Source organism: Shewanella sp. SACH (genome assembly GCF_001887095.2).
GTDB classification, from domain to species: domain Bacteria; phylum Pseudomonadota; class Gammaproteobacteria; order Enterobacterales; family Shewanellaceae; genus Shewanella; species Shewanella baltica.
The window spans coordinates 31,950-45,268 of record NZ_MPDG02000004.1 but is presented as its reverse complement, the minus strand read 5'-3'; the positions used below and the strand labels follow the sequence as shown (position 1 = coordinate 45,268).

At 47.2% G+C, this 13,319-nt stretch carries 14 protein-coding genes; 9 read left to right on the top strand and 5 right to left on the bottom strand.

Going from position 1 to position 13,319, the window contains the following annotated elements:
* Nucleotides 1-5 precede the first annotated feature (5 nt).
* From BM607_RS15725 to BM607_RS15715, 3 genes are read right to left on the bottom strand one after another with little or no spacing between them, the layout of a single operon-like run.
* Nucleotides 6-659: a DUF6058 family natural product biosynthesis protein gene (locus tag BM607_RS15725; protein ID WP_071940357.1), complete on the bottom strand. Its 654-nt coding sequence runs from the start codon at nt 657-659 to the stop codon at nt 6-8.
* A gap of 1 nt (nt 660) precedes the next feature.
* Nucleotides 661-990, bottom strand: coding sequence for an antibiotic biosynthesis monooxygenase (locus BM607_RS15720; RefSeq protein ID WP_071940358.1), 330 nt, complete (start codon nt 988-990; stop codon nt 661-663).
* Nucleotides 987-1,370 carry an NIPSNAP family protein gene (locus tag BM607_RS15715; protein ID WP_063882506.1) on the bottom strand — a complete coding sequence of 128 codons (384 nt, stop codon included), beginning with the start codon at nt 1,368-1,370 and terminating at the stop codon, nt 987-989. Before BM607_RS15715 ends, BM607_RS15720 begins: the two co-directional genes overlap by 4 nt.
* A 64-nt stretch (nt 1,371-1,434) precedes the next feature.
* On the opposite strand from BM607_RS15715, the gene BM607_RS15710 reads away from it, so the two are divergent.
* The 6 genes from BM607_RS15710 (at nt 1,435) to BM607_RS15685 (ending at nt 8,185) form a co-directional block, all read left to right on the top strand.
* Complete coding sequence (locus BM607_RS15710) at nt 1,435-2,154, top strand: winged helix-turn-helix domain-containing protein (RefSeq protein WP_071940359.1); 720 nt, start codon at nt 1,435-1,437, stop codon at nt 2,152-2,154.
* Nucleotides 2,155-2,771: 617 nt separating this feature from the next.
* On the top strand, nt 2,772-3,041 hold the full coding sequence (locus tag BM607_RS15705; RefSeq protein WP_212669163.1) for a hypothetical protein: 270 nt from the start codon (nt 2,772-2,774) through the stop codon (nt 3,039-3,041).
* Nucleotides 3,038-3,271: a hypothetical protein gene (locus BM607_RS15700; protein ID WP_071940360.1), complete on the top strand. Its 234-nt coding sequence runs from the start codon at nt 3,038-3,040 to the stop codon at nt 3,269-3,271. Before BM607_RS15705 ends, BM607_RS15700 begins: the two co-directional genes overlap by 4 nt.
* A 584-nt stretch (nt 3,272-3,855) precedes the next feature.
* Nucleotides 3,856-5,271: an amidohydrolase gene (locus tag BM607_RS15695; RefSeq protein WP_071940361.1), complete on the top strand. Its 1,416-nt coding sequence runs from the start codon at nt 3,856-3,858 to the stop codon at nt 5,269-5,271.
* Nucleotides 5,272-5,408: 137 nt separating this feature from the next.
* A complete protein-coding gene (locus BM607_RS15690; protein ID WP_012090519.1) occupies nt 5,409-6,740 on the top strand; it encodes a pitrilysin family protein in 1,332 nt (443 codons plus the stop codon).
* A gap of 11 nt (nt 6,741-6,751) precedes the next feature.
* On the top strand, nt 6,752-8,185 hold the full coding sequence (locus BM607_RS15685; RefSeq protein ID WP_071940388.1) for a pitrilysin family protein: 1,434 nt from the start codon (nt 6,752-6,754) through the stop codon (nt 8,183-8,185).
* Between the two features lie 117 nt (nt 8,186-8,302).
* Here BM607_RS15685 and BM607_RS15680 read toward each other — a convergent pair whose 3' ends face one another.
* Entirely contained in the window at nt 8,303-10,324 is a 2,022-nt protein-coding gene (locus tag BM607_RS15680) for a S9 family peptidase (RefSeq protein ID WP_071940362.1), read from the bottom strand.
* Between the two features lie 294 nt (nt 10,325-10,618).
* On the opposite strand from BM607_RS15680, the gene BM607_RS15675 reads away from it, so the two are divergent.
* Entirely contained in the window at nt 10,619-11,173 is a 555-nt protein-coding gene (locus tag BM607_RS15675) for a hypothetical protein (RefSeq protein WP_071940363.1), read from the top strand.
* 54 nt (nt 11,174-11,227) lie between these two features.
* On the opposite strand, the gene trmL is transcribed toward BM607_RS15675, so the two are convergent.
* The gene (gene trmL, locus BM607_RS15670; RefSeq protein ID WP_006079682.1) at nt 11,228-11,692 is read right to left on the bottom strand and encodes a tRNA (uridine(34)/cytosine(34)/5-carboxymethylaminomethyluridine(34)-2'-O)-methyltransferase TrmL; all 465 of its coding nucleotides are present in this window, start codon (nt 11,690-11,692) and stop codon (nt 11,228-11,230) included.
* A gap of 160 nt (nt 11,693-11,852) precedes the next feature.
* Here trmL and BM607_RS15665 point away from each other — a divergent pair, with 160 nt between their 5' ends.
* Nucleotides 11,853-12,626, top strand: coding sequence for an ABC transporter substrate-binding protein (locus BM607_RS15665; protein ID WP_071940364.1), 774 nt, complete (start codon nt 11,853-11,855; stop codon nt 12,624-12,626).
* Nucleotides 12,627-12,752: 126 nt separating this feature from the next.
* The coding region (locus BM607_RS22170) for an EamA family transporter (RefSeq protein WP_249269598.1) at nt 12,753-13,319 on the top strand (567 nt) is incomplete at its 3' end.

Here is a 13,319-nt window from a genome sequence, read left to right as displayed (position 1 = left end):
TAAGGCTATGTGTTGGCGTGATCCGCTAGTCGATAACGCCGACGTATTTCATCCACTAGACGATAGCGGGAACTTCGGGATTTTTCGTGCGGCGCAAATGCAGCGCTGACCTCATCTAGCAGCGTGACTGCCGTTGTCAGTTTGAGTAACTCGTTATGACTCAGCTCGTCTTTACTGGTTAAAGCGTTAATTGTGATTATGGCGAGTTCTTTGGCGGCAATATCTTCCGGTAATCCAGATTGAGTACATAAGCCATAGGTGCCCGCTAGGAAATGCTCCCATTCCTGCTGTATATGTTGCTCTAGATTGGTGTCTGGAATCCGCTCGAGGCCGTTGCCTTCTGGGATGGTTAATTTTTTAATGGCTTCAAGATAGCGCCGCTGAAAGATGGGATAAATGTCTGTGTCTGTGTCTGTGTCAAGTTGATGCAGCATAGTTAACCAAGCGCCATAGCCTTTGGCATAGTATTCAATTGCCAGCTGTTCATTATGTGTGCCAAAGACGGAATCGCAAACTATGCTGAGCTGCAGTCGATAGGAGCATGCAGGCATAAGGCCTTGATTTTGGTAGTTAATAAACCTAGCTTCTGTCTGCCCTGTCACTTCGAGCAGTTGTTGCCGAGTATAAAAATGGGCGTTCAGATACTCAAGTAGCAGCATATCAGTTGCTCCTTGGTGCCTGAGCACGGTCGAACATGCCATAGTCACGAACAACTTCGGCAACCCGCAGGCGATAGTCGGCAAATAATTGTACGCGTCCTTGAGTTTGTGCCTCGCGGTGATATATCTGTTGTCGCCAAGCCTGTACCGCAGCCTCATTCTCCCAGAATGACAGCGATAATAAGCGTTCGGGATTGACCATGCTCTGAAACCGTTCGATTGAAATAAATCCTGCAATGTTACTCAGGCTTGATTTCAGGTCGGCGGCTATCTCTAAATACCTTTCTTGGCAGCTGGGATTCGGCACGACTTCAAAAATAACTACCATCATAGTTTTGTCTCCGCGGCTCTTTGATAGGTCTTGGCTATCGGCTTTAGGAAACTGCGTTTTTCACTCAAAATGAATTCTCCTTGCTTTGCCAACTGAAAATTTGCCTTGCCTGCGGCTTCTGTCTTCAGTTTGTCTCTATAGCGTTCATAGTGAGCCAGACTATCGAAGCTAATGAGACCAAATGCAGTGTCGTTGGTGCCTTCGTGTGGCAGAAAGTAGCCAAGGAGTTCGCCGCCGTAGGCTGGAATGATATCGCCCCAGTTTTCAGCATATTGGGCAAATTGTTCCAATTTGAAGGGGTCTATTTTGTATTCGATAAAACAGGTAATTTTCATTATGTTTGGCGCCATTGACTTGTGTGCTAAAGGTTTTAGTTGCATTGTAATTACCTGAAAACTTAATGCTTCGATGGTTATCGAACTGTTCCCGAATGAGATTACAAGCATGGAACCTAACATCGCTTTTATTGCCAACTTGATTGGTGACGCCGCCCGCTCACGTATGTTGATAGCTTTAATGGGCGGAGAGGCATTGACTGCGACAGAACTGGCTCTTGAAGCTGACATCACGCCACAGACTGCCAGCAGCCATTTAACTAAGTTGGTAGAAGGCGAGCTATTGCTCGTGCGTAAGCAGGGAAGGCATAAGTATTTTCAGCTGCAGAGCCGCCAAGTGGCCGAACTGTTGGAAAGTCTGCTCAACATGAGCGCTGCCATTGCGAACCCTAAGGTCATTCATGGACCTGCGGACCCTAGATTGAGACTGGCTCGTGTTTGTTATGACCATCTCGCGGGTGAATTGGGGGTGGCGCTTTACGACAGCTTAAGTCGGCAGAATTTGATCGTCCATGAAGGGGGCGAAACAAAAATCACCGCAGCAGGGATGACCTTTTTTGCTAAACGTGGCGTAGAACACTCGTTGCTGGGTGCACCAGATGATGTATTCGATGTACCGAAAAGTCGTCAATCTCGCCGCCCTTTGTGTAAGTCATGCCTCGATTGGAGCGAGCGTCGCAGCCATCTAGCTGGTGTTCTAGGTCAATGGGTTCTTAAGGATATTTTGGCTAAAGGCTGGGCAGAGAAAGCCCTCGACACCCGTGCCCTACAATTTTCAAGCCGAGGGTTGAAATCCTTTCGTGCTGACTATGGCATTGCGACAAAATAGACAAGGTAAATTGGTCTATTTTACCAATGATGCATAGCGACTTGGCCTTGTTTAACAGCGCGCCGCCAGTCCGATGTTTTGAAGAAATTTATCAATAATAATGTGTGACCTGAAGTTTTTATAAAATGTCTTTAGGACGAGATTGAAATACATGGTCGTTAAAATTTGTGAAGCACTTTTGCCTAGTCTGGTTTACGTACAGAACTCAGCCATTTGGGATTAGCTGTGAGTTAACGCGCTTTGCCATAAAGCGTGTTTTGAGTAAATGAGAGTACTAGTCTGCTTCCTACTTATAGCCCCAATTTAACTAATGGTGCACAGGGTCCATTATTACAGGGTCACAAGCTATTCTCGCTTTCTCTTACCCAAAGATTGTTGAATCCTGAATTTTTATGGCGTTAACCTGCTGATATTAATTAGTTATTTAATGTTTCTCACGCTTTAATTTCTTGTGTCTAATAGGGTTTAAACGAGAAGTCAGAGTAAAACGCTGTTAACTTTTTTATCAACGATATGGAGATCATTATGTATCCAAAGGAATTTTACATCCTACCCGAAGAGCTTTTCGTCTAGGAAATGCCTCAAGTCCACGTTTATCTAATGTGTGAGCTAGCTATGTGACAACCATTAATGGAATCATCGCGAACGGAAAAGAAATCAGCGTGTTTGACAGGGAAGGCATCAACAACGCTCCTATGACTGATTGGATTTGGATGTTTCCGCCGAATACCCAGCCTCCACATGGATTAAAAATGGTTCAGGATAAGTCTCACCATTATTATATTTCTCCAACTCAGAACATGCCGGTGGACAAGTTCAAGGGATTGCTCGAAGAAATGTCTTTGAAAGCATCTCTTGTCTTCAAGAAAGAAGGAAAAGTTGTATGAGCCAGTTCAAGCTTGAGCTTGCAGAATCAGAATTGAAGTACGTGCTTGAGGGCCTTATGGCGCTTGAGCTGCAAATGGCCGAAACCTGTGAAGCCTCAGATGATCCTGATGAGATTGCAGATATCGGCAATGATCTAATTGAACTGCGCTTGTTGCTCAACCCTCTAAAAGAAAAGGCTATCAGCCAGTTCGGATCAGGTATCACTGATTTTTCACGAGACGAGTTATAAGTTAACAAGACAGTGAAGGGCGCTGGTGGCTACGACGCTGCTGTATAGATTACGGCAGCGTTAACCATAGATTCTATAATGACGGTTTAGTCTTAAATCGTGCCTGTCAATACTCTACCGTAGACTGATTCACGCCGCCGTTAAAAACTATTCCTTATTTTCTGTTTAAGTGCCATATAAGGAAATTTATTACCTCAAAATGAATCAAATCTCTTAAGAATTGATTCAATGCCAAATAATGGAAATTAAGTCGGTTTATGGTCGTGAAAATTTGCGCCTAAAGAACAGCGTGATTCATCCATTAATAGATGTTGTGGATGAGAAATAAGCTAAATATGTACGCCGGAATTAACGGCATTAAGCACTGCCATGGAAGTGACCGTCCGTGGCATGGATGCCACGTTCGAGCATCCATGGACGGACTGGCTGCGAGTCACTGTAGTGGCAGTGCTTAATCTCTATTGCTGACGGTTTTTAGTCCCTAATACCTGTTGTGTTATTTACCTTCATCATTAAATCTATTAACAATTCCTCAGTGTCCGTGTAGTTTAGATAGCTTGTAAAAACAACAATAGGCTATCGCTATGACTTTATCCTCTGTATCACCATCTGCTATTTCAAAATCAGCAATCCCAAAGGCATTTGGTTTTAAATCCTCTGCAAACAAAGCCATTTTTTCCAGGACCTTAATCGCTTCTGCTCTCGCCTTGAGCTTTATGGGCGCGGGTTTGAGTTCGGCGCAAGCGGCGACCAATACTATGCCGGATGCGGCTAAGTTGGCGGCGGGTGTGGAGCAAAAGGTGATCGACTGGCGCCGCGATTTGCATCAACACCCTGAGTTGTCAAATCGTGAATTTCGCACCAGCAAGATTATTGAAAAGCATCTGAAATCATTAGGGTTAGAAGTACAGACGGGTGTGGCGCATACGGGCGTGGTGGCTATCTTAAAAGGCGGAAAGCTGAAAGGTGGCAAGTCTGGTCCGTTGATTGCAATTCGGGCGGATATGGATGCTTTACCTGTGACTGAGGTGGTTGACTTGCCCTTTGCCTCTAAAGCGACCGACACTTACCGCGATCAAAAGGTGGGGGTGATGCATGCCTGTGGGCACGATACCCATGTGGCCATGTTGATGGGCGTTGCTGAAAACCTCGTGAAAGTGAAAGATAGCCTCGCGGGTGATGTGATGTTTATCTTCCAACCAGCCGAAGAAGGCGCGCCAGACGGGGAAGAAGGCGGCGCAGAATTGATGCTAAAGGAAGGGCTGTTTGCTAAGCGTAAACCTGATCAAGTGTTTGGTATGCATGTTACCTCCAGCATGCCGAGTGGCATGATTGGTGTGCGCAGTGGTCCGGCGATGGCGAGTGAAGATTCCTTTACCATCAAAGTGAAAGGCCGCCAAACCCACGGTTCGCGTCCTTGGAATGGGGTCGATCCTATTGTCGCTGCGGCGCAAATTATCACTAACGTGCAAACGATCGTCAGCCGTCAGGTGGATATCACTAAAGCCCCTGCCGTGGTGAGTTTTGGTGCGGTTAATGGTGGCATTCGCTCTAACATTATTCCCGATGAAGTCGAGCTGATTGGTACGATTCGCACCTTCGACCAGCCCATGCGCGCCGATATCAAAGTGCGTTTAGCTGAAATGGCCGAGTTGTCGGCGAAAACGTTGGGGGCGAGTGCGACAACAGAGATCCACCCAGGTTATCCTGTTGTGGTTAATAATCCTGAATTAGTCGCTAGCATGCGTCCTGTGCTTGCCAGTGTGGTGGGCGATAAGATGCTGATTGAACCTGGGTTAATTACAGGTGCCGAAGACTTTTCTTATTACGCCTTAGAAGCGCCGGGGATGTTTTTCTTCCTTGGGGTGACGCCAAAGGGAACTGACCCTGAAACCGCTGCCAGCAATCATTCTCCGGCATTTTATGTGGATGAAAGTGCGCTAAAAGTGGGAGTTGAGGCCATGACTAAAGTGGCGTTGACTGCGCTTAAGGCGCAATAAGTCGGACAGACGTTATTCCGTAAGCTCTTCGGTATAACTTGAGCTTACAAAAAATCGGCGCGGGATACGCTTTCTGCGCTTGATTTGTTAAACAATTTGCCTCTATATGTGGATATTTACAGCAAGGAGCGAACAAGATGAAGCGCACGCTATCGGCTCTTGTGTTGGCCATGGGACTTTTTAACCCCCTAAGCCAAGCACAGGCCACCACGGCAGAAGACATTAAGAGTTTCACGCTAGATAACGGCATGAAAATTATGGTGCTAGAAGATGCCTCAATTCCCAATGCCAACATGTATTTGTTTTGGAAAGTCGGTTCACGTAACGAAGTTCCCGGCATCACCGGTATTTCGCACTTTTTCGAACACATGATGTTCAACGGTTCAAAAAAGTACGGCCCGAAAATGTTCGACCGCACTATGGAAGCTGCAGGTGGCGCGAACAATGCATATACCACTGAAGACATGACGGTTTATACCGATTGGTTCCCTGCCAATGCGCTCGAAACTATGTTCGATCTTGAAGCTGACCGTATCGCAAACTTGGATATCAACCAAACTATGGTCGATAGCGAACGTGGCGTAGTGCAGTCGGAGCGCTCCACTGGCTTAGAAAACTCTAACTGGAATGCCCTTGAAGGCGAAATTAAAGGCGTGGCATTTTTAGCTCATCCTTATTCGTGGTCGGTGATCGGCCATGAGTCGGATATTGCCGCTTGGACGCTGGAAGATCTCGTGCAGTACCACAAAACCTATTACGCGCCGAACAATGCCGTGGTCGTGATTGCCGGTGATGTAAAGGTTGCCCAAGTTAAAGCCTTGGCCGACAAATACTTTGCGCCTATTCCGGCACAAACTCCGCCTAAAGCGATTCGCACCGTAGAACCTGAGCAAAAGGGCGAGCGTCGTACCTTTGTGCAAAAGGCATCGGTGAGTACACCTAATGTGATGCTGGCTTACCATATTCCGGCGGCGACTCACGCAGATTTTTATGCGCTGGATTTATTAAGCTCGATTTTGAGCCAAGGTAATAGCTCGCGTTTATATCAATCACTGGTTGATAAACAAGTGGCCTTAGAAGCGCAAACCTATATGCCGATGTCGGTCGATCCTAACCTCTTCTATGTGATGGGTGTTGCCACGCCTGAGGTGAAAGCCTCGACGCTGGAGCAGGCGCTGATTGAACAAATCGATGCGATTGCGACAACGGGCGTTACCCAGCAAGAACTGGATAAAGTTAAAAATATCAAGTTGATGGATTTCTATCGTTCGATGGAAACCATTAATGGCAAGGCCAATACCATAGGCACCTATGAGATGTATTTTGGCAGTTACGACAAGCTATTTAATGCGCCAGAAGCCTATAACAAGGTGACGCCAGCGGATATTCAACGTGTTGCCCAAACCTATTTACGTAAATCGAATCGCACTGTAGCTGTGCTGGCGGCAAACGAGGAGATCTCTCAATGAAATCACTTAAGATGGCATCACTCGGGAAACCTTCTAAGTTAATGGCCGCATTAGCCCTAGGCACAAGTTTAGCCTTAGCGGGTTGTGCTACGACATCGGCGCCAAAACGCGTTGAAACTGGCAGCTTTGTGATGCCAAGTTACGACAAGTTCGTACTGGATAACGGCTTAACTGTGTATTTAATGCCGCAGCGCGAAGTGCCTTTAGTGACCTTAAATGCCGTGGTACGTGCGGGTGCTGTCAATGACACCACCGCAGGCGTGGCGCAAATGACGGCAGAAGGTTTGTTGTTAGGGGCGGCGGGTAAATCTAAGGCGGATATCGAGCAGCAAGTGGATTTTCTCGGTGCAAGTTTAGGCGCGGAAGCGGATAAAGAAGGCAGCTATCTCAGCGCCGATTTTATGGCGAAAGACACTGATGTCATGCTGGGCTTATTTAGCGCGGCGATGTTAACGCCAGACTTTGATGCTGCCGAGTTCGATAAACTCAAGCAACGCGCGATTGCGGGATTACAGCAAGATAAAGAAAGCCCACGGGCGGTGATTGGTCGTTACTTCGATAAGCTGGTATTTGGTGCCCATCCTTATGGTAATGCGGCTTCGGGTAACAGCGATTCGCTTGAACAAGTGGCTGTGTCGCAACTGCGTGCTTTCCATAAGAGTTACTACCAACCAGCCAATACTGCGATTACCGTCGTGGGTGACTTTGATGTTGCTGCGATGAAGGCCAAGCTGACGCAAACCTTTGGTCAGTGGAAAGGCAGCGAAAAGCTGGTGCAGCCTGACTTAAATCAAGGCTTACCTCAGTTAACTGCGGCTAAAGTTTTGCTGGTGGATAAACCCGATGCAATCGAAACCACCTTTGTTATCGGCGGTTTAGGCATTAGTCGTGACAATCCAGACTATGTCGGTTTAACGGTAGTGAACACTATTTTAGGTGGTCGTTTTACCTCTTGGCTTAACGACGAACTGCGGGTAAACGCTGGCTTAACCTATGGCGCACGCTCAGGTTTTAGCCCTTATACCGACTCGGGTGTGTTTACTATCAGTACTTTCACTAAGACGGAAACCACTCAAGAAGCGATTGATCTCGCACTGAAAACCTATGCTCGTTTATGGGAGAAAGGCGTAGATCAAACCACCTTAGATTCGGCTAAAGCCTATGTGAAAGGCCAGTTCCCACCTAAGTTTGAAACCTCAGGTCAGCTGGCGGGATTGTTGTCAGGCATGTATCTGTATGGCTTCGATGATAAGTTTATCAATGAGTTCCAAGCTAAGGTGGATGGTTTGACCTTAGAAGAAACTCAAAGACTCGTGAAAACTTACTTCCCGCAAAAAGATCTACAATTTGTGTTGATTGGCAATGCGGCTAAGATTGCACCTATCGCCGCTAAGTATGGCAAAGTGCAAACCGTGGATATTAAAGCCACTGGCTTTGGCCAATAAGCTCAGTCATTTCAAGCTAAGTCATTTCAAACTAAGGCGTTAGCTTATGCTTTAGCTTAAGTTAACCCATTAAAAAGGTCTGCATTGCAGACCTTTTTTGTATCTTATGGATGGTGTTTAACGCGCGCCAGGTTCGGCAAAGTGGGTCATCCACTTCTTCACTTCGTTATACCAGTAGACTGAGTTATTGGGCTTCATAATCCAGTGATTTTCATCGGGGAAATAAATCATCCGCGATTCAACATGTCGACTTTGTAGGGTGTGAAACAGCTCGAACCCTTGGGTCGCCGGCACTAAGTAATCGAGTTGGCCATGACTGACTAAGGTTGGAGTGTTGAAGTTAGCCGCAAAGTAATGGGGCGAAATGGCTTTATACAGTTCTGGATTATCCCAATAGTTGCCAAATCGGGTGCTGTGTACGGCAAAGTCCGACGCCATTTGTGCATACATGTCGTAGACCGCAGCATGGATCAATAGCGCTTTAAAGGGATGCGGCTGACCTAAAATAATCGAGGTCAGGTAACCACCATAACTTGCACCACCCGCCACCATGCGATCACTGTCTATCCAGCTTTGTTGTTTAAACCAGTCTGCCGCCTTGAGCACATCCTCAAGGGGTTTTGTCTTCCAATCGGGATTGATGGAATCAGCAAATTCCTGACCAAAGCCGCTCGAACCGTGGAAGTTTGGCCACGCAGTGACATAACCCCAAGAAGCAAAGGTTTGCGCGTTCCAACGATAATGGAAACCGTCGGTAATGGCATTGTGTGGACCGCCGTGGACGAGCATAAACAGTGGATATTTTTTGCTGCGATCAAACCCTGCGGGATAGTGAACCCACATTTGAATATCTTTACCTTGATAGCCTTTGTAGGTCACTGATTCATAGGTGCCTAGGTCAACATCTTTGAGAATATCGTCGTTAAAGTTTTCTAGGCGCTCAATCTTGCCATTGCGAGGATTGATGCTGACCAAGCGAGCGGGATACAAAAAGCTCTGATTGGTGGTAATCAGTTCGCCGTCTTTGCCTATGGCGGGTTGGCTAAAATCGGTTGCCTCTGTGATGGCTTTTACTTTGCCGTTCTTGGCATCGATAGAGTAAATGCGGTTTGTAGCGGCGTCTTCCACAGTGGCATAAAAGCCCTTATTGTCGGGTGTCCAACTGAATTGAGAGACAGAACGGTCCCAGTCAGATGTGAGTGTTGTGAGTTTACGGCTGTCGATATCCAGCAGCATCAGCCTTGAGGTATCGGCGTAGAAACCGGGAATTTTCTGGCGGGTAAAGGCGAGCGTTTTACCGTTAGGGCTAAAGCTAGGATTCAGATCCGGCGCTTGATTATCTGCGGTGAGATTTTCGGCCTTGTTGCCTCCAATCGTGGCGAGAAATATATCAATTTTAGGATCGACTTTATTCTCAGAACCATAGGCATTGAAGGCAATCCAGCGCTCATTGGGGGAAACATCATAGCTTGCACTGCTTTGATCTGATCGTGGTAATTCATGGCCCGCAGGCTGGGTGATGTTTTCGACATTACCGCCTTTGGCCGGAATTCTAAATACGTGGGCTTGGCGACGTTCATCTAACCAGTGATCAAATTGGGAATAGGGCAAGGCGTTCCATTGATGGGCGGAAACCTTATTGTCTGTATCTGTGGCGAGCTGGGTTTTCATTTCTTCCCAACTTTGATTGGGAAAGATATTGCTGATGAAATACAGATGCTTGCCAACCCACTTAATGCTGTTAACGCCAGTGGGAATATCGGTTAAGCGCTGCGCTTCACCCGGACCATCCATCGGCAGCAGGTAAATTTGGCTCGCTTCGTCTTCATTGCGCTGACTTACAAATGCCAAGGTTTTGCCGTCGGGGGAAAACACGGGCTCGCTCACCCTTAAACCTTTGGCTGTGATGGCTCGGTTATGCTTGCCATCGAAATGCCACAGCTGGGTTGAGCCTTTATCGGCTTTTAGATCGTACTCTGTGACTGGCGCGATGATGTGTTCGCCTTTTGGGGATACAATCGGGCTACCGATACGTTTGAGTTGCCAAAGTAATTCCGCTGAGAGTGGTTTGCCTTGGTCTGCAAATGCCGAGCTAAAGGGCATCAGTAAACAGAGTAATAAAATGCCTGTCTTCTTCACTATGAGTCTCCTTGTGATACAAACAGTTACTAGGATTATGATGTTGCGTATTTTTGCTAAGTGGCAAGTTAGCATGAAAACCCGCTATGCCTGAATAAGCTGTTATGTAAGCAACTGTGAATCTTTGTTGGGTATCTCAGCTCAAAAGCGGCGGATGTAGGCGGTAAACAGTAAGGCTAACTGCAATACCAAAGCGTTCATTCCGTAGTTAAAGGAATCATTTATGATGGGGGATTTGTCGATTGATGCTTTTAACGCTAATGTATTGATATGTTTCGGGTAGGTGCTAGAGATATGCCGCTTAAAATCGACCGTTTGAACCTTATGCTGGGTCTTGCCATCACACTGAGCGTGTTTTCGTCCTTCTCAGTCATGGCCGCTAAGGTCAGTTTCAAGGAATTTTGTCCACAATTAGTGGGGCAATGGGCGGGTGATGCTGCCAAGGCGGGGGAGATTCCGAGGAGAGTGGCCGTCACGGGCTTTTGCTCCCACGATCAGCGCCAGTTGATTTTATCTGTGAGTATCGGCACGAGGGCGCCCTTTAGCGAAACTTGGTGGTTTAGGGAGCAGGGCGATCAAGTATTACTGACCTATTACGACGGTGTGGCGGAAGATAAACAGCAAGTCTTTAGTTTATATCGACAAAATGGGGATTATTCCCTGCTAGGGGAAGGGGTTGTCAATGCGAGACCCGCGTTGATCCAGTTACTCTTCGATGCTCAGACTCGGGCTCAAAATCAAGCGGGTGGATGGCAATGGACGCAGAACATCCAATATCTCGATGATGATATCGATCGCTATCAGCTGTTTCGCGGGATAGAGATGACGCCTGTCGCACCATCTCCATAGCCGCCTTCTTAGCCGCCCCTTAGCCACAAATCCGCGATTTAGCTGCGGCAGCGCTTAAAGTGCGCCAGCAAAATCCAGTTGGCGCCACGCCTCATAGCTGATAATTGCCACCGCATTCGACAGATTCAAACTACGACTGGTGGCCGCCATTGGAATGCGCAGTCTCTGTTCAGTCGGAATCGATTCGATAATCGCCATCGGCAAGCCGCGGGTTTCAGGGCCAAATAGCAGCACATCATCTTTCGCAAAACTCAGCTCAGTATGCGGACGACTGCCTTTAGTGGTGCAGGCCATAATGCGCTTACCTGCCATGGCTTCGAGGAAGGCATCGAAGTCTTTGTGGCGAGTTACATTGGTTAAGTCGGCATAATCTAAACCAGCGCGGCGCAACTTTTTCTCTTCTAGATCAAAACCTAATGGCTCAATCAAATGCAGCTGACAACCGTTGTTGGCGCATAAGCGAATGATATTACCTGTGTTAGGTGCGATTTCTGGCTCATAGAGTGCGATATGGAACATACTGGCCCGCCTATAGAAAAATGACGGCTGATTATACGGCAAACGGCAGCTAAGCGCAGTGACAGAGTGATGCTTTATCACGTTCTCATTTGGATGCGAGGAATGAACGCCACAATCGTTGTCGTCTGCTAAGCTTGAGACAGCCACCGAGGGACCATTCATGTTCAGTCACTTTATTACCTTGTGTATTTTTTCCGTGCTTTTCCTTCACAGCATTCTCACCCCAGCCTATGCCGCGGATGATGCTGTCATTAATGCTGGCGGCAAGCGGCAGATGACGGCTTATTTAGGGGAGATCCCTGGATTAATTAATGCCGATGGCACAGGGCCATTTGTGGAACTGGTTAAAGCAATTGATAGGGCAGATCCTGAGGTTGAAATTGATATTAAGGTTTTCCCGCTTTCACGTGCGATGCTAGGCGTGACGCTTGGTCGTGCTGATTTTGGTTTGCCCGCAATCCGTAATAATGCCGCGTTAGATGCCTTACCTTACCGTTTTAGTTCTGTTTCATTTGGGCAAGTCACCCACGTGCTTTATACCAATGTGGATAAGCCGATAACGAAGGCCATGTTATTTGATCAGCAGCAAACGGGGCGCGTATTTACCGTGGAGGCGATTCCGGATTACATGCCTATCCCTGCGGAGCCTTCAATAACCATTAAACGTTCTTTGCTAAAACTTTCCCATGGCCGTATCGATGCTTTCGTTTGGGCGCAGGAAGAGGCCGATATGATGCTGAAACAGTTGAAGTTGCATAATATCCACCGTGAAGACTTTGGCGATTTTGAAGATGTGTTTGTGATTGCCAAGGGCCCCGAAGGGGATGCCGTGGACGCATATTTGACTCGCATGATTGAATTACTGCGGCAGACTGGAGAATTAAGCCAGATTTATCAAACTATCCATCTGTCCTACAATGACTGGCAACCTTAGATTTAAAATCAAATAGTTAACCTGATTAACTCCCACCGATAACGAGATATTCATAAACTTCACTTGCTAGGAGTGAAGACTGAGAATAACATATCTTCACATCAAGATACTTTTTGAAGAGTTATTATGCCTTTTGTAATCGCCTTACTCGCCCCTGTATTTTGGGGGACGACCTATGCGTTAGTGAGTCTCTACTTACATGATATGTCGCCCTATTGGGTGGCGGTGTGGCGCGCGCTGCCTGCGGGGATACTGATGTTGATGCTGCGTCCTCGCTTGCCAACGCTGGTGTGGTCAAAGCTTGGTTTGCTGGCTTTTTGTAATATCGGTGCCTTCTTCACCTTGTTATTTATCGGCGCGTATCGTTTGCCGGGCGCAGTGGCGGGGACCTTAGGGGCGACGCTGCCGTTAATTTTCTTAATTTTAGCTTGGGTGATTGATAAAAAACGTCCTGGAATGAAGTGGTTACTATTAGGCTTAATGGGCCTTGGCGGGGTGATTTTACTGCTTAACCCGTCGGCGGATCTCGACCCTATCGGCGTGTTGTGCATGTTGAGTGCCACGACGTTAATTGCTTTCTCTTCTCGCTGGATGCAAAAGTGGGATGTGGGTGACTTTTTAGTGCTCACCGCCTGGCAGCTGTTTTTGGGTGGTTTGATGTTAATCCCGCTAGCGTGGTTTATGGCGGGCCCG

What these genes read in the sequence shown, in the direction of transcription:
- BM607_RS15725 (WP_071940357.1), bottom strand. Translation starts at nt 659, where the DNA reads ATGCTGCTACTTGAGTATCTGAACGCCCATTTTTATACTCGGCAACAA.
- BM607_RS15720 (WP_071940358.1), bottom strand. Translation starts at nt 990, where the DNA reads ATGATGGTAGTTATTTTTGAAGTCGTGCCGAATCCCAGCTGCCAAGAA.
- BM607_RS15715 (WP_063882506.1), bottom strand. Translation starts at nt 1,370, where the DNA reads ATGCAACTAAAACCTTTAGCACACAAGTCAATGGCGCCAAACATAATG.
- BM607_RS15710 (WP_071940359.1), top strand. Translation starts at nt 1,435, where the DNA reads ATGGAACCTAACATCGCTTTTATTGCCAACTTGATTGGTGACGCCGCC.
- BM607_RS15700 (WP_071940360.1), top strand. Translation starts at nt 3,038, where the DNA reads ATGAGCCAGTTCAAGCTTGAGCTTGCAGAATCAGAATTGAAGTACGTG.
- BM607_RS15695 (WP_071940361.1), top strand. Translation starts at nt 3,856, where the DNA reads ATGACTTTATCCTCTGTATCACCATCTGCTATTTCAAAATCAGCAATC.
- BM607_RS15690 (WP_012090519.1), top strand. Translation starts at nt 5,409, where the DNA reads ATGAAGCGCACGCTATCGGCTCTTGTGTTGGCCATGGGACTTTTTAAC.
- BM607_RS15685 (WP_071940388.1), top strand. Translation starts at nt 6,752, where the DNA reads ATGGCATCACTCGGGAAACCTTCTAAGTTAATGGCCGCATTAGCCCTA.
- BM607_RS15675 (WP_071940363.1), top strand. Translation starts at nt 10,619, where the DNA reads ATGCCGCTTAAAATCGACCGTTTGAACCTTATGCTGGGTCTTGCCATC.
- trmL (WP_006079682.1), bottom strand. Translation starts at nt 11,692, where the DNA reads ATGTTCCATATCGCACTCTATGAGCCAGAAATCGCACCTAACACAGGT.
- BM607_RS15665 (WP_071940364.1), top strand. Translation starts at nt 11,853, where the DNA reads ATGTTCAGTCACTTTATTACCTTGTGTATTTTTTCCGTGCTTTTCCTT.